The 15,248-nt window shown below is 58.0% G+C and carries 10 protein-coding genes; 7 read left to right on the top strand and 3 right to left on the bottom strand.

The genetic code is table 11. The annotated features are described in order from the left end of the window. The first annotated feature begins 183 nt into the window (after positions 1 to 183). Both B8991_RS04075 and B8991_RS04070 read left to right on the top strand, forming a co-directional pair. On the top strand, positions 184 to 4,281 hold the full coding sequence (locus B8991_RS04075) for a beta strand repeat-containing protein (protein ID WP_084350575.1): 4,098 nt from the start codon (positions 184 to 186) through the stop codon (positions 4,279 to 4,281). A 207-nt stretch (positions 4,282 to 4,488) separates the two neighbouring features. Then, positions 4,489 to 5,901, top strand: a complete 1,413-nt coding sequence (locus B8991_RS04070; protein ID WP_084350573.1) for a nidogen-like domain-containing protein — start codon at positions 4,489 to 4,491, stop codon at positions 5,899 to 5,901. Positions 5,902 to 6,156: 255 nt separating this feature from the next. On the opposite strand, the gene B8991_RS22225 is transcribed toward B8991_RS04070, so the two are convergent. Together B8991_RS22225 and B8991_RS04060 are read right to left on the bottom strand one after the other, a co-directional pair. Then, positions 6,157 to 7,599: a calcium-binding protein gene (locus tag B8991_RS22225; RefSeq protein WP_143514487.1), complete on the bottom strand. Its 1,443-nt coding sequence runs from the start codon at positions 7,597 to 7,599 to the stop codon at positions 6,157 to 6,159. A 205-nt stretch (positions 7,600 to 7,804) separates the two neighbouring features. Then, entirely contained in the window at positions 7,805 to 9,706 is a 1,902-nt protein-coding gene (locus tag B8991_RS04060) for a polysaccharide biosynthesis protein (protein ID WP_084350569.1), read from the bottom strand. 483 nt (positions 9,707 to 10,189) lie between these two features. On the opposite strand from B8991_RS04060, the gene B8991_RS04055 reads away from it, so the two are divergent. Both B8991_RS04055 and B8991_RS04050 read left to right on the top strand, forming a co-directional pair. Beyond that, a complete protein-coding gene (locus B8991_RS04055; protein ID WP_084350567.1) occupies positions 10,190 to 11,212 on the top strand; it encodes an aspartate-semialdehyde dehydrogenase in 1,023 nt (340 codons plus the stop codon). 201 nt (positions 11,213 to 11,413) lie between these two features. Continuing rightward, entirely contained in the window at positions 11,414 to 11,719 is a 306-nt protein-coding gene (locus B8991_RS04050) for a hypothetical protein (RefSeq protein ID WP_084350565.1), read from the top strand. On the opposite strand, the gene B8991_RS04045 is transcribed toward B8991_RS04050, so the two are convergent. Beyond that, positions 11,716 to 12,366: a carbonic anhydrase gene (locus B8991_RS04045; protein ID WP_084350563.1), complete on the bottom strand. Its 651-nt coding sequence runs from the start codon at positions 12,364 to 12,366 to the stop codon at positions 11,716 to 11,718. The genes B8991_RS04050 and B8991_RS04045 overlap by 4 nt on opposite strands. A gap of 189 nt (positions 12,367 to 12,555) precedes the next feature. Between B8991_RS04045 and B8991_RS04040 the strand changes: the two genes are divergently transcribed. From B8991_RS04040 to B8991_RS04030, 3 genes are all read left to right on the top strand, one after another. Beyond that, positions 12,556 to 12,894 (top strand): hypothetical protein, encoded by a 339-nt coding sequence (locus tag B8991_RS04040; protein WP_235866536.1) that lies wholly within the window; start codon positions 12,556 to 12,558, stop codon positions 12,892 to 12,894. Positions 12,895 to 12,961: 67 nt separating this feature from the next. Further along, a complete protein-coding gene (locus tag B8991_RS04035) occupies positions 12,962 to 14,344 on the top strand; it encodes a leucyl aminopeptidase family protein (RefSeq protein ID WP_084350558.1) in 1,383 nt (460 codons plus the stop codon). Further along, the gene (locus B8991_RS04030) at positions 14,341 to 15,210 is read left to right on the top strand and encodes a C40 family peptidase (RefSeq protein ID WP_084350556.1); all 870 of its coding nucleotides are present in this window, start codon (positions 14,341 to 14,343) and stop codon (positions 15,208 to 15,210) included. Before B8991_RS04035 ends, B8991_RS04030 begins: the two co-directional genes overlap by 4 nt. Positions 15,211 to 15,248: the final 38 nt, after the last annotated feature.

Here is a 15,248-nt window from a genome sequence, read left to right as displayed (position 1 = left end):
AAGTCGGAAGGTAAGCAATTCATTACTGTGATCGGTTGCCTATGTGGTGTAGCATTCTGTCAGAATAGATGCTGTCCGGATCGGGCCAGTTTTTTAACAAAATTTCGCGCTCGGCTCATTTTGGGCAGTAATTTTTTTGAGGCCCTGACTTAAGGGCGGCGCAACTTTGAAAGGAACCAGATTATGGTCACCACTCCACTTGAATGGCTCTCCGAGTTTCAGGTCAACAATGGCTCCACGACCGATCAGTATTACGACAGCGACATTACGCAGCTAAGCAACGGAAACGTTCTGATCACCTGGACGACCGGCGACGATGCCGGTGCAGGCTCGCCGAACGGGACCGACATTGTTGGCCAGATATTCGACCCGCTGGGCAATGAGGTCGGCGGCGAATTTCGCGTCAACACGCTTCGCAACGCCGACAATGAAGGCAGTCCCTCGATCACGGCAATCGACGGTGGCGGTTTCGTCATCACCTATCTCGATGCCGAAGTCATCGGTGGGCCGCCAGTCGTCTTCAACTACGATATCATCGCCGAAACCTACAACGCCACCGGCGGCTATGTGCGCGGTACCACCGTGCACAACAACACCAACAACGAGTTCCAGTTGACGCCGCAGATTGCCTCTCTGTCGGCCACCAATTCCATGGTGACCTGGCTGAACACGACCAATGGTGACATCATGGGGCGCACCTACAACCCGTCCACCGGCGCTTTGGGCACTGAATACGTTGTCGCGAACCTGGCGACCGGCAGCGGCGAAGGCGTGACCGGGGTCGAGATCGCCGCGCTGGAGCAAAGCAGCCGCTATGCGGTCAGTTATGTCGATGTCGATCCGGGCAACGATCAGGTCTACCTGCAAACCCGCTCCGCTTCCGGGGCACCTATTTCTACCGTTTTGGTCGATAGTGGGCTGGCCGCGGCGCGTGACACCCATGTGACAGAGCTGTCGAATGGCAACCTTGTGATCAGCTGGACGACCGACGGGTCCGGTGGCAGCAATTCAGGTGTTCGCGCGCGTATCTATACCTCGACATTGGCACCCGTCACCGGTGCCTTCACGCCGGCCACCAGCGTCGCTGGTAACCAGGAAAACACGGCCATCGCGGCGGTGGGCGACAATGGGTTTGTCGTGTTCTGGTCTGACGACGAAACCTTCGACCTGCACGGCCAACGCTATTCCAATACCGGCGCGCGGATCGGTGTTGAATTCGACGTCGAGAACTTTGGCGGTACCACCCTTGACCACCTCGCCGCCGTCGGGCTGGAAGATGGCCGGGTGCAGATCACCTGGACCGCGGAATTCTCCAACGGCAGCGCCGATGATGTTTTCACCGCGATCTGGGATCCGCGCGACAGCAACGAGACAAATGATCCCGCAGATGCCAATGGCTATCAGGTTGGAACGCAAGAAGCGAACACCATCACCACGACGGCAGACACCCTGTACGTTTTGGGGCATGGCGGGAATGATCGCATTATCGTCAGCCCGGCCGAGGTGAACCCGGCGGTCCTGTTTGACGGGGGTGCCGGGACCGATGCACTGGTGCTTGAGGCCGTGTCCGGCACTTGGGACTTCCGCGGCGAGACGGTCCAGAACTTCGAAGAACTGGAATTTGTCACCGCGTCGAACCCGACGATCAGCCGATACGCGTATTTCTACGACACCCAGATTACGCAGTTCGGCAGGTTCGATTTCGATTCCGACAGCAACACGTTTGAGCGCCTCTTCGTTAATATGTCGACGATGACCACGCTCGACCTGTCCGGGGTGATCATTCAGGATCAGGGCGCGCAGGACTACACCTATATCTATGGCGACCCGTCGAACGAGAACATCACCGGCACCACGGGCCAGGATTCGATTTGGGGCGGCTCCGGCGATGACACGCTGAACGGTGGCAGTGGGGATGACACCATTCTCGGCGGCACCGGTGCTGATTCCATGAACGGCGGGGCTGGCACCGACACGCTCTACCTTGCCAGTGACGGCTACGCGAGCGGCGTCACCGTCAATCTGGGGGCCAACACCATTTCGGGGCCCGACACGATTAGCGGTTTCGAGAACGTCACCGGGACCAATATTTCCGCGTCAGGCGACAATCTGACCGGCTCTGCCGGTGCCAACCATATCATCGGCCTTGCAGGCAACGATGTGCTTACCGGGCTTGCCGGCGTGGATACGCTGGAAGGTGGCCTAGGCGACGATCGTCTGATCGTCTCGGCCGTTGCGGATGTCAGCGGTGCCAACGTCTTTGACGGCGGCGCGGGCACGGACACTTTGGATTGGCAAGGGTTGGGCGTTCTTCAGCTCTATGATGACAGTTTGGTGTCGATTGAAGAGGTGGAGTTTGGCAATTTCGATAGCACGAACATTCAACAGGTTCGCGTCAACGCCGATCAGTTTTCGGCCGCCGGGCTTAGCACCACGCTTCGGATTGACGGTTCGAACGGCGGCGGGGATGACTGGCTTGTCATCTACACCAACGGCACGAGCGGTTTTGATGCGTCCGGCTTCACGTTCCAGGACTGGCAACTCCTCAACGATGATCGACTTTACATCATCGAAAGCGGCACTTCGAGTGACGTGACGCTTACAGGGTCGTCCGGTGACGACTCGATCGTTTCGTATACTGGCGACGATACGCAGTTTGGTGGGCTTGGTGACGACACCATGAGCGGCGGTAACGATAATGACGTATTGAATGGTCAAGAGGGCAACGACTCGTTGCTCGGCGGAAACGGTGACGACGCGCTTTACGGTGGCGATGACAACGACACGCTGCGCGGTGGCATCGGTGAGGATACGTTGGCAGGCGGCGAAGGCAATGACCTGATCGCCGGCGATAGTGGCATCGACGCGGCCAGCTACTATAACGCCGATGGTGCCGTCACGGTCAGCCTTGCAAATCTTGGAGCACAGTTTACCGGAGCCTCCGGCACTGACACTCTATCGGGTATCGAGAACCTGCTCGGCAGTGCTACCTACGGGGACAATCTGACCGGCGATAACAACGCCAACATGATCTATGGCTATGGTGGCAATGACACCATGAACGCTGGCGGCGGCAATGACTCGCTGTTCGGCGGTAATGGCATGGATCAGCTTTACGGCGGTCTGGGCGACGATTCGATCCTTGGGTCGGGTGGCAACGACACGGTGTCCGGTCAGGGCGGCAATGACTGGCTTGAGGGCGGTGCGGCCAATGACGGTGTCTACGGCGGCGCCAACAACGACACCCTGCTTGGTGGCACTGGCAACGACACATTGGCTGGTGGGGACGGATTTGACTTGGCCCATTACGGCACCTCGTCGGACGGGGTGCAGGTGCGCTTGGCCGTGACCACGGCTCAGTTCATTTCGACAAACCAGGGAACGGATACGATCTTCGGTATTGAAGGTGTGATCGGTTCTAATCACGATGACCGGTTGTTCGGCAACAATGCCGCAAACTATTTCGCCGCAGGCGATGGCGAGGACCGGATCTACGGTGGTGGTGGCAACGACACGATGGATGGTGGCGCAGGCAATAATGACTTCCTGAACTACTACTTCTCGTCCGATGCCGTTAACTTCAGCCTCGCAAATCAAGGCGCGTTCCAGTTTGTCAGCGCAAGTCAGGGCACGGATTATGTCACTAATTTCGAAAATCTTCTGGGGTCTTCGAATGGTGACAACCTGGACGGCGACGGCAATGCCAACGTCATTCAAGGCTATGCCGGTGCCGACAATATCGACGGCGCAGGCGGTGACGATTACCTGAATGGCGGGAGTTGGAACGATACCGTACTTGGCGGTGACGGCGACGATACCGTGCTTGGTGATTACGGCAATGACTTGCTTGGCGGCGGTAACGACAATGACAACCTTGCTGGTGGGGCCGGTGACGACTCGATCTACGGTGGCGCAGGTTCCGACCGGCTCAATGGCGGCACCGGAGCGGACATGCTTTACGGTGGAACGCAGGCTGACGTGTTCATCTATACCAATACCAACCAGTCAACGATCGCCACTCGCGATATCATTCAGGACTTCGTCAGCGGTGTTGACGAACTGAATCTTGCGGGCATCGACGCCAACACCACGGCTGGCGGAAACCAGGCGTTTACCTATATCGGGAACGGCGCGTTCAGCGGTATCGCTGGCCAGTTGAACTGGGTCACCTTCGGATCCACGACCTGGGTGCAGGGCGACACTGACGGCGACACGAATGTCGATTTCAGCATCCAGCTGAACGGCGTGACGTCGCTGGTTGCAGGCGACTTTGTGCTCTGACCCGAGTTGGGCATCAATACTGAAAAGGGCGCGGGGGACCGCGCCTTTTTTATATCAAGCGCCACGCGTGAGCTGACTGGTACGATCGGTTTCTCAAGTGACCATTCCGAAGTTTAGCTAAAAGCCAAGCATTTGAAGATGGCTGATTCACTCTAGGCTAATACCCGGCACTCATCTTGCGGGCAGGTCTGGATCGAGGGTGCGAAAATGCCGGTATTTGGAAGCGGTAAGGTCGTGCGTGGGCTTGGTGGCTCCGCCGGGTTTGGGGAAATGGAAATGCAGCGCGGTGATGACTTGGCGCTGCGGTTGGACTTGTCGAGTGTGTTCCCCGACGGGTTCAATTATTTCGGAACGCGGTACGGCGTTTGGGGTCTGTTTGTGAACACGAATGGCACACTTTCCTTTGGAACCCCATTCGCGTCTTATCCTGGCGTCGGCAATCGCAGCGTCGCTCGGGATCTGATTGCCCCGCTTTGGTCGGATGTGGACACCCGGATTGACGGCGAAGGCACTGAAAGCGGCAGCATATGGATCGATCTGGATGCAGTTCGTGATGTGGTGACGATCACTTGGGCCGATGTTGGTGCTTACCGAAGGAATGCAGATCAGACAAACCTGTTCCAAGTACAGCTTTTTGACAGAGGCGGCGGCGATTTCGATCTGGCGATGCGTTATGAAAGGATCGAGTGGACGCAGGGAACCGGCACTTATGATGATGGCGGCCGAGCGCTTCTCGCGGCGCGAAATTTGACGAAACCAGAGTGGCTGTCGCCTTTTGGCAGCAGCGCCGCGTTGATGGACCTGCCGGATACCGTGGGCAACACCGGTGTTCGCGGGCTTTGGGTCTATGAAATGCGAGACGGCAAAGTGACTGACCTGGGAACCGTTGATGGGATCGAGCGAACCGGAACAGGTCAGGACGATGTTTTGGAAGGCACAGAGTTTGATGACAAGCTGACCGCGCTGGGTGGGGATGACGTGCTGTTTGGTGAAGACGGGTCCGACTATCTGTACGGCGGTGACGGGTCGGACACGCTGGTTGGTGGTGGCGGAGATGATTTCATTTTCGCCGGTGACACCTCTGCCGATCTTCACGACGTGGTTTTCGGAGGAGACGGCAATGATCTGGTAGAAGCAGGCTATGGCAATGATCTCGTCTACGGTGGAAATGGCGATGACGATCTCAGGGGTAGCTACGGCATTGACACGCTGATGGGGCAAGACGGCAACGATACTTTAACCGGGGGCGCATTATCTGACTATCTTTACGGTGGCGCAGGCGACGACTTCATCAATGGCGGCGTAGGCTATGATCGGCTCAGAGGGAATGCCGGTGCCGATCGTTTCTACCATGGTGGAGTTACGGAGCATCGCTGCGACTGGATCCGCGATTACTCTCAGGCTGAGGGCGACATGCTGGTTTTTGGCTTAAAGAACAGGTCGCCGCTGTTGTTCCGGGTGAATGTCGGCGAAACACCCGGTGCCGGTGAGGACGGTGTACCCGAAGCATTTGTTGTCTATCGCCCGACCGGCCAGATTCTTTGGGCCCTGATTGATGGCGGAACGCAAAGCAGCGTGACCTTGTTCATGACTGGGCAGGAATACGAACTGTTCCTGTGAACGATCGCCCGTTGGAATAATGCATCCTAAGCGCGTAAACAGCTGCACCTATAATATGGCCTGCCAACGGCTGCTTTCGTGACGTTGTTGCTAAGTATTGACCTGAGCCCCAAGTTCCCTTCACGCCAACCGGTCAGATCGTGGGATTCTTGTGGGCGGCGAAGATCAGGACGAGATCAACCTACAGATCGACGGAATGTGTTTGACCTGATGGACGAGTATGGCAGGCCTTGTGTTTCGCCCAAGATGTTGGCGTCAGAAAATGAAATCACTGTCGACCCATGTATCCGGATCGATGGGCTGGCCGTCCATGCTTTGCACGCGTAAATGCTGATTCTGCCAATGGATATCGACGCCATAGGGCCGTTCGCGCAGGAACAGATCCGATATGTCGTATATCATGCCCCAGTCATCCAGATTGATAATGTCGCGACCGTGTTCGAAATCCGTGATGGTATTCCGCACGCCGTCGCGCGTCAGAACAAACGTATCCGCGCCTGCGCCGCCTGTCAGACGGTCTTCGCCGGTTCCGGCGATCAGCACGTCATCACCCGCACCGCCATCAAGCCAATCCATGCCACCGTTGCCGATCAGCAAATCGTCGCGTGCGGAACCAGTGATCATGTCGCGGCCATCGGTGCCGATATACCGGCCGCCAATTTCGGACCGATCCAGCGTCAGTTGAGTGATGCCTTCGCTCCCGGCCCCCGCGACAAAGATCTGCTGGTCGTTGCCAACCTGAGCGGTGCCGATAGCCGTAACATTTTCGATCGTCCAGCCATTGTGGTTTTCCAACGCGTGATGGTGAAACAACTCTCCGCCCGGCAGGACCTCCAACAGGCTGATACCATCATCAGAACCTCCCGCCAGCACAAAGCCGCGCTGCCCGACCTCGAAACTGGCCAGCGCGTCCGCATCGGCGAAACGGGTGAGGGGGGTGTCGATCATGTGGTCGGCGATAAAAAACACGCCCATGTCGTTCAGCCGGACCGATGTCAGGGAGTTGCTGGTCGTGGACGCGGTGATGACGAAGGTTTGACCTCCCACGCTGACGCTGGCGATTGAATCTATGCCAGTGACCCAAAGCCCGTCTTTGACACCCAGCGTATCGACGAAGCGGCTGACCCCGTTCCCGGCGACGCTGTAGCTGGACAGCCCGTTATCAGAAACCGAAGCCGAGATGAGAAAGGTGTCGCCGCCAGCGGTTACCGGCAGCAGATCGACCACATCCTTGGCTGTGGATTTGGGGGTATCCGTATGGGTGGACCGGTGCAAAACAGTGCCGCTCTTTGCGACTTCCCACAGCTGAATGCCATTATCGTCATGCGCGGCAGTTGCAAAAAACTGGCGCGCACCGATATCGAAGGCGGTGATGCGGCTGATCTCGGACACGTTTTCCGGCAGACGTAATACCCCCGCCGAAGACATCTGCGCCGTCGGGCTGAGTGCCTGAAGATCGACGCGCGCCCCGTTATTGGCGACAGACAGCATACTGGTCTGGTTCCCATGTGAAATGATCGTCATGTCGCTGGTGGCAAATGTCTGCCCCAGACCATTGATGACCGTATCACCGCGCCGCACCGCGCCTTGTCCCTCACGCAGTTCGAACACAGTTGTTGTGCCGGTGGCAGATGAGGCGGCGTAAAGCCACGTCCTACCGGCGTTTTCAAACACTTCGAAGGCGGAAACCAATGCCATCTGGTGTGCTGACCCGAAGGCCATCACCTTTTCAAACCCGAGCTTCATTTTAGCCACCCACCTACAACGTACTTCTACGAGCAGTCAGCGTGGCGCAGGGAGGGTGTCGTGTTCGGGCGAAATTCCGGCAAAGTTGTGAAGCATCGTTAAAATGCAACAGGCCCCCCGATTGTGAGGCCTGGTTGATACAGAAACGCTATTTATATCAACTGATCTGCGCGTCCTCGATGCGATCTTCGTCGGCAGAGCGTTCCACCCAGCGCGCGATCACCGCTTTGGCGGCGTCTTCATCCAGGCTGTCGATGGCGCGGCGCAGGTCCTTCATGGCGTTTGCCATTTCGATTTCCGACAGATAGCTTTCCTGAGCGCGCAGGATCTTGTTGTGTGGCGTGGTCAGCATGTCAGGAGAGATCAGCAACTCTTCATGCAGCTTTTCGCCCGGACGCAGTCCAGTGATCATGATTTCGATCTCGCCATCCGGATGCGCGGCGTCGCGCACGGTGTGACCGGCCCCTTCGATCATCTGGCGCGCCAGTTTGTGGATCGGCACAGGGTCCCCCATATCGAGCACGAAGACATCGCCACCGCGTGCAAATGACCCGGCGAGCAGGACCAGACGCGCAGCCTCTGCGATGGTCATGAAGTAGCGGGTCACAGACCCGTGCGTCAGCGTCACGGGACCACCGCGTCCGATCTGTTCTTCGAACAATGGTATGACAGACCCGGAAGAGCCAAGAACATTGCCAAAGCGAACCATGGAAAAACGCGTATTCGCAGATCGTGTTGCAAGATCCTGCACCACCAGCTCGGCCAGCCGTTTCGACGCGCCCATGACATTTGTTGGCCGCACGGCTTTGTCGGACGACACAAGGATGAACCGCTCCACACCGACGTCGCGCGCAGCGTCGGCGATGACTTTCGTGCCGATCACGTTGTTGCGCAGGCCTGCGATCGCATTGCATTCGACCAGCGGAAGATGCTTGTAGGCCGCCGCGTGCAGCACGACGTCGATTTTGTATTTGGTCAAGACCTGACGCACGGTGTCGTCATCACATATGCTGCCAAGCACCGGCACAAGTGTGAGATCGCCCGCCAGATCCCGCATTTCCTTTTCGATGTTGTAAAGCGCCAACTCTGAATGATCCAGCAACACGATACAATGCGGACGGCAGGCGATCAGCTGTCGGCACAGTTCTGACCCAATGGACCCGCCGGCACCGGTGATCAGAATGCGGCGGTCGGAATAGGCGTGGCTGACGCCTGGCAATTCTGTCTCCAGCCGATTGCGTCCAAGGAGATCGTCCAGTGAAACCGGCGTTACCTGCTTGCTCATCTCGCCTTGGCCGACCAGCTCGGCGAAGGAGGGCAACGCGTGGACCTCGCAGCCCAGTTCACGAAGATCCAAGGCGATGCGCGACTGACGCGCCTGTGGCAAGGACGGCATCGCCAAAACCACCCGATCAATGGCCAAACGGGTGATCAGCTCCTTGATTTGGCTTGGTGCGTGGACTTGAAGCCCCGCGACCACATTGGTTTGCAATGTTGGGTTGTCGTCCACGAAGACAACCGGCAAGATCGCGTCGTCTGTTCGCAAAGCTGCGACAAGCTGCTGACCTGTGCGTCCCGCGCCATAAACCAGCACGCGCATCCGTCGTTGACCCTTGCGGTAGACGTAATTCAGCAAGAATTGCCGCAAAGCGATACGCCAGCTGGCGCTTGCCACCAGGTAGAACAGCGAGAAAATGAAGAACACCTCGCCGGGAATGGAGGGCGTGAACAGCATGTTCACAACCGCACCGATAATCCCCAGCGCTGTACCGTGCAGTGCTGTTCGGATAATGCCGCGCGTTTCGTAGGCATTCAGCTTTATTCGCGGAATGGACAGGTAGATCGAAACCCCGGTGCCAAGCACTGCCATCGCGCCCATCAAGGGCACCAGGTTCGTCAGAAGAGAAAGTTGTACTTCGGTGGAGCCGTTGAGCAAGAGGGCGGCAAACAATGCCAGCGGAATCATCAGAATGTCGAGAATTACGAAAATGGCTCTCTTCTGAAGGCGCGTCAATGTGGTCGCCAAGTAGTAAAACACTGGCCCAACCCTTCTAAACATTCCACCAACAGTCATATGCGGTCATGTACCTGTCGCGTTAAAATTGTAAAGCTTATCCTAGGCACCGATGTCAATCCCGCCCGAACTGAGAAACACGGACACTTCTAAGCCCCTGCCGGAATGTTAGACAAGTATTCATTTTCTGCGACTGCAAAAACAGGCGATAATCCACCGATATTGTTGATATTCGTGCCGTTTCAAGCGCCTTCAATCAAATGTCGTCATCACATCATCCGAAAGAACTTTTGGGAAGTTGCGCGACATAGCCGGTTCATTGCCCGTTTTCGTGGCACCCCAGAGACGTGAAGAATAACGCCGTCTGACAACAAACGTGGTCGTTCTAGGGTTGAGCGCAACGACACCGGACAGATCGGCTGCACGTCAGGCGGGAATTGGGCCTTTCACCCATCTTGCCTGTGCGATATGACCCGGCCGATCCGGACCGGCACTGCCAGTTCGTCGAAAAACCGAAAGGAGAGCCTCATGGGCTACAAGATCGTAGTCGTTGGCGCCACCGGGAACGTGGGCCGCGAGATGCTGAACATACTGGAAGAACGCCAGTTCCCTGTTGATGAGATCGCCGTTCTGGCCAGCCGCAGATCGCTGGGCACAGAGGTCAGCTTTGGCGAGCGCACGCTCAAGACGCAGGATCTCGATGCCTTTGATTTTACGGGCTGGGACATGGCGTTGTTCGCTGTCGGTTCCGAAGCGACCCAGAAATATGCGCCGCTCGCTGCCAAGGCAGGCTGCGTCGTGATCGATAACTCGTCACTTTATCGGTATGATCGCGATATTCCGCTGATCGTGCCTGAAGTGAACCCGCAAGCCATCCACGATTATGCCAAGAAGAACATCATCGCCAACCCGAACTGCTCGACCGCGCAGATGGTTGTGGCGCTCAAGCCCCTGCATGAGCGCGCAAGGATCAAGCGCGTGGTGGTGTCGACTTATCAGTCGGTGTCGGGCGCGGGCAAGGATGGCATGGACGAGCTTTGGGATCAGACCAAGAGCATCTTTAATCCGGTCGATGACAAGCCGGCCAAAAAATTCACCAAGCAGATCGCCTTCAACGTGATCCCGCACATCGACGTTTTCCTGGACGACGGGTCCACCAAGGAAGAATGGAAGATGGTCGCTGAGACCAAGAAGATCATTGATCCGTCGATCAAGGTCACGGCAACCTGCGTCCGCGTACCTGTCTTTGTCGGCCATGCCGAGGCGATCAATATCGAGTTCGAGGACTTCCTTGATGAAGACGAGGCCCGCGATATTCTGCGCGAAGCGCCCGGCATCATGGTGATCGACAAGCGTGAAGACGGCGGCTACGTCACGCCGGTGGAGTGCGTGGGCGACTATGCCACGTTTATCAGCCGCATTCGGCAGGATTCGACCATCGACAACGGCCTGAACCTCTGGTGCGTGTCCGACAACCTGCGCAAGGGCGCTGCATTGAACGCGGTGCAGATCGCCGAATTGCTGGGTCGCGAGGTCCTCAAGAAGGGCTGAGTCGCCTTTCATCCGTATTGCTATGAGGGCGTCCGTGACCGCGGGCGCCCGCTTTGGTTGTAATTCGTGTCGTTGCGGCCATTAAATTCGTCAAATTTACCACATTTACGTTACGTCTTTGTCAGGAATGCCGACGACTTGTATATTATGAAACTTATTGCGTGTTGTTTAACTATAGCTTGGCAGATTGTGAGTAAGCCTATGTCCCAATTTGAAAGTCATCTTCCCACTCAACCAGATAGCGAGACTGTCTCGCTTTTGCGGTCATTCCTTTGCCCCATTCTCGAACAGGCGAAAGATTGGCACCACCTGCGCGGCACCCTGACACAGCGGGGCTATTCGCTCGCGTTTCAGGAGGGCCACATGGTCATCGTGGAATCGGACACCAACCGGGTGATGTGTACCGGCCAGCATATTGGTACGCCGCTGCGTTCGCTTGTCGAGCGGTTTGGTCGGCCGTGCGTTGCGGTGCACCGGGGTGGTACATCGGGCGAATTGAGCGCCTAGACCGGTTGGAAACTACGGTCGGACGGGCAGAGATATTCCAGCCCGCCCTCGCCGATTTCAGTCCATAGCCCGTGCAGGGACAGGCTTCCCTGCTCGACTGCTTCGCGCACGAAAGGAAAAGTCATCAGATTCTCAAGCGAGACGATGACCGCCTCTTTCTCAAGCATTTGCAGACGCAATTCTGCGTTGCTCTCGTCTTTGACCCGGTCATAGCCGGGGCGCAGGATGTCCATCCAGCGTCCGACAAAGCTGGATTTTTCTTCCAGTTCGGGGGCCTCGCCGCTGCACATGCTCATGCAGCCTTGCACGCCGCCGCAATTGGAATGCCCAAGCACGATCAGATGCGCCACCTTCAGCGCGGTCACGGCATATTCCACGGTTGCAGAGGTGCCGTGGTGGTCGCCATCGGGTTCATAGGGAGGCACCAGGTTGGCGATATTGCGGTGGATGAAAAATTCACCCTGATCCGCCCCGAAAATCGACGTCACATGCACGCGGCTGTCACAGCAGGAAATCACCATCGCGCGTGGGCGCTGCCCGTCGGTCGCCAGACGTTTGTACCAGGCACGGTTCTCGGTATAGGTCGTTGCCTTCCAGCCCTGGTAGCGCTGTACAAGATAGCTTGGCAAAGGTTTGGCGTGTTCCATGCCCGTCTCTCCGAGATTATTTCGACGCAGGGATAATTGCATTTCGTCTCGAATTCGAGAGGAAAATGACTTTCGCCTCAACCTTTTGAGAACGCCTCCGACGCAAGCTGCGCGTGCCGTGGGGGTTAAAGTTAGAAGGGTGATTTTGTGGAACGGGTGACTTTGCTTGCATATTCCGAACCAGTTCGGATGGAATCGGAACAATTGGACGGGCTGTATTCGCAGCTTGGTGTTTCGGGGGCCGAAGATGTGGTCTGCCGGGCGATGGAAGAGATCGCGTTGCGGATGAACAAGGCAGTTCGGCAATTTGGCGATGGGGAGTTGGAAGATCTGCGTAAGAATGCGCGGTCTCTGGTGTCGATTGCGGACCAGATCGGGCTGAGCGGACTGTCAACGACCGCAAGGGATGTGACGCACTGCATTGATGATGGCGATCATGTCGCCTTGTCTGCGGTACTGAACCGGTTTCTGCGGGTGGGGGAGCGATCCTTGACCGCAATCTGGGATCTTCGGGATATTTCGATCTGACCCCTTGCAGGCGGGGTGTGCGCAGGTACTTTGTCGCCAAACCGCCGCATCAGGAAAGATCCGACCCATGAAGCCGAGTTTCGCTGACCATAGCGCCAAGGCGTTGCCCCTTACCTTGTTGGTGCCGGAGGAAGTGCCTGTTTGGATCGAGACGCAGGATGTGAGGACCCGCGCCTGGGTGGAGGCCAGCAGCTTTGCCGGGGCAATCGGGCAGGCGCTTGTGATCCCCGGTCCGGACGGCGCGCCGGTGGCGGCCTTGGCCGGGTATGGCACACAGGCACAGCGGCAGCGGGGTCGGTATGCGCTGGCCGCCGCAGTTCCCGCGCTTGGCAATGCCACCTACCGGATCGTAGCGGGACTGCCGGACGATCACGCCGAGGAAGAGGCTTTGGGATGGTTGCTCGCCGGGTACGTCTTTGACCGCTACAAGACGCAAACACCTGCCAAGGCGCGGCTGATTGCCCCGGACGGTGTCGATGCAAGACGGGTAGAGGTTCTGGCCGCTGCCGAGGCGTTTACCCGCGATCTGATCAACACACCCGCTGCCGATATGGGGCCGGAAGCTCTTGAAGCCGCGGCGCGTGGATTGGCCGACGAGTTCGGCGCGCAGTGCGACGTCACCGTAGGCGAGGCTTTGCTGGAGCAGAACTTTCCGATGATCCACGCCGTTGGTCGCGCGGCGTCGCAAGCGCCCAGACTGATTGATTTCTCTTGGGGACAAAGCGGCCCACAGTTGGTTCTGGTTGGCAAAGGGGTTTGCTTTGACACCGGGGGGCTGAACCTCAAACCCGGGGCCTCGATGGGGTTGATGAAGAAAGACATGGGCGGCGCTGCCAATGTGCTGGGACTGGCCCGGATGATCATGGCGCTGGATCTGCCCCTGCGGCTGCGGGTGCTGATCCCGGCTGTGGAAAACGCAATTGACGGGAAGGCGTTTCGCCCGCAGGACATCCTGACCAGCCGCAAGGGGCTGACCGTCGAGATCAACAATACCGATGCAGAGGGCCGGTTGGTGCTGGCCGATGCGCTGGCGCTCGCGGATGAGGGCGCACCCGATCTGATCATCAGCATGGCCACGCTGACCGGGGCTGCCCGCGTGGCGGTGGGGCCGGATCTGGCACCGTTTTATTCAACCCAGCCGGGACTTGCGAATGCTTTGCGAACCTCTAGCAAGACTACTGCGGATCCGGTTTGGGAACTGCCATTCTGGGACGTCTATGAGCCGATGATCGAACCGGGCATAGCTGACCTGGATAATGCGCCGTCCGGCGGCCAAGCGGGCTCCATCACCGCGGCCTTGTTCCTGCGCCGCTTTGTCGAAGCCGCGCCTTACGTGCATTTTGACATTTACGGATGGAATCCCAATGCCGCGCCTGCCCGGCCCAAAGGCGGTGCCATGCAGGGCGCACGCGCCATTCTGGACGCTCTGCCAGAGATGCTGGATCTATGACAGACCGCCGCCGGCTGATGTGCAACTCTCGCGTGGCGCATGTGTCGTTGCAAGGGCAAGTCACGGCAGAGCGCTTTACCGAGGGCGCGTGGCGTCAGGTCTGCACTCCGCGACTGGACTTGCTGAACGCACCGGATGGCGCGCGTGACCGAGAAGTGTTGATGGGTGAGTCGGTTCTAGTATTGGACGACTTTGAAGGCATGGCTTTTGTCAGGCTGCAACGCGACGGGCATGTCGGATATGTCAAAAGCGCCGCGCTGGCATCGCCCCCGTGGACGCCCACGCATTATGTCAGCGCGGCGCGCAGCCATGCCAAGGCCACCCCCGATTTCAAGGCGTTCGAACCGAGCATGGATCTTTCGTTCGGCAGCTTGCTGAGCGTCACCGGTCAAGATGGTCGTTGGTCAGAAATCGCCTTGCGCGGCCCCAACTATCCGGAGGGTCAGCGCGTCTTTGTGCCGACTGCGCATCTTCAGCCAGTCAATATGCTTCCCGACGATCCGGTTGCCGTGGCTGAACTGTTTCTTGGCACGCCCTACCTGTGGGGGGGCAATTCCGCGTTCGGGATCGATTGTTCGGGACTTGTGCAGATAAGCCTGCTGGCTTGCGGCATTGCGTGCCCCGGTGACAGCGACATGCAGGCGGCGGAACTGGGCGAAGGTGAAGCCGATGACAGTTACCGGCGCGGGGACCTGCTGTTCTGGAAAGGGCATGTCGCCTGGGTGGCTGATCCTGAAACGATCCTTCATGCAAATGCGCATCATATGGCCGTGGCATTCGAGCCATTGAGCGATGCGATTGCCCGCATCGAAGCACAGGGCGAGGGGCCGGTCACCCGGCACGCCAGGCTTTCTCAGAACATCTGACATCGTCATCCGCCTGCGTCGTGGGCGGATCGGTCGCG

Source organism: Primorskyibacter flagellatus (assembly GCF_900176485.1).
Classification (GTDB): domain Bacteria; phylum Pseudomonadota; class Alphaproteobacteria; order Rhodobacterales; family Rhodobacteraceae; genus Primorskyibacter; species Primorskyibacter flagellatus.
The sequence above is the reverse complement of the archived record's forward strand: the minus strand, read 5'-3'. Positions and strand labels throughout refer to the sequence as shown.

Coding starts and splice junctions, on each gene's coding strand:
- B8991_RS04030 (WP_084350556.1), top strand. CDS start 14,341: ATGACAGACCGCCGCCGGCTGATGTGCAACTCTCGCGTGGCGCATGTG.
- B8991_RS04040 (WP_235866536.1), top strand. CDS start 12,556: ATGGAATCGGAACAATTGGACGGGCTGTATTCGCAGCTTGGTGTTTCG.
- B8991_RS04035 (WP_084350558.1), top strand. CDS start 12,962: ATGAAGCCGAGTTTCGCTGACCATAGCGCCAAGGCGTTGCCCCTTACC.
- B8991_RS04045 (WP_084350563.1), bottom strand. CDS start 12,366: ATGGAACACGCCAAACCTTTGCCAAGCTATCTTGTACAGCGCTACCAG.
- B8991_RS04055 (WP_084350567.1), top strand. CDS start 10,190: ATGGGCTACAAGATCGTAGTCGTTGGCGCCACCGGGAACGTGGGCCGC.
- B8991_RS04070 (WP_084350573.1), top strand. CDS start 4,489: ATGCCGGTATTTGGAAGCGGTAAGGTCGTGCGTGGGCTTGGTGGCTCC.
- B8991_RS22225 (WP_143514487.1), bottom strand. CDS start 7,599: ATGGCATTGGTTTCCGCCTTCGAAGTGTTTGAAAACGCCGGTAGGACG.
- B8991_RS04060 (WP_084350569.1), bottom strand. CDS start 9,706: ATGTTTAGAAGGGTTGGGCCAGTGTTTTACTACTTGGCGACCACATTG.
- B8991_RS04050 (WP_084350565.1), top strand. CDS start 11,414: ATGTCCCAATTTGAAAGTCATCTTCCCACTCAACCAGATAGCGAGACT.
- B8991_RS04075 (WP_084350575.1), top strand. CDS start 184: ATGGTCACCACTCCACTTGAATGGCTCTCCGAGTTTCAGGTCAACAAT.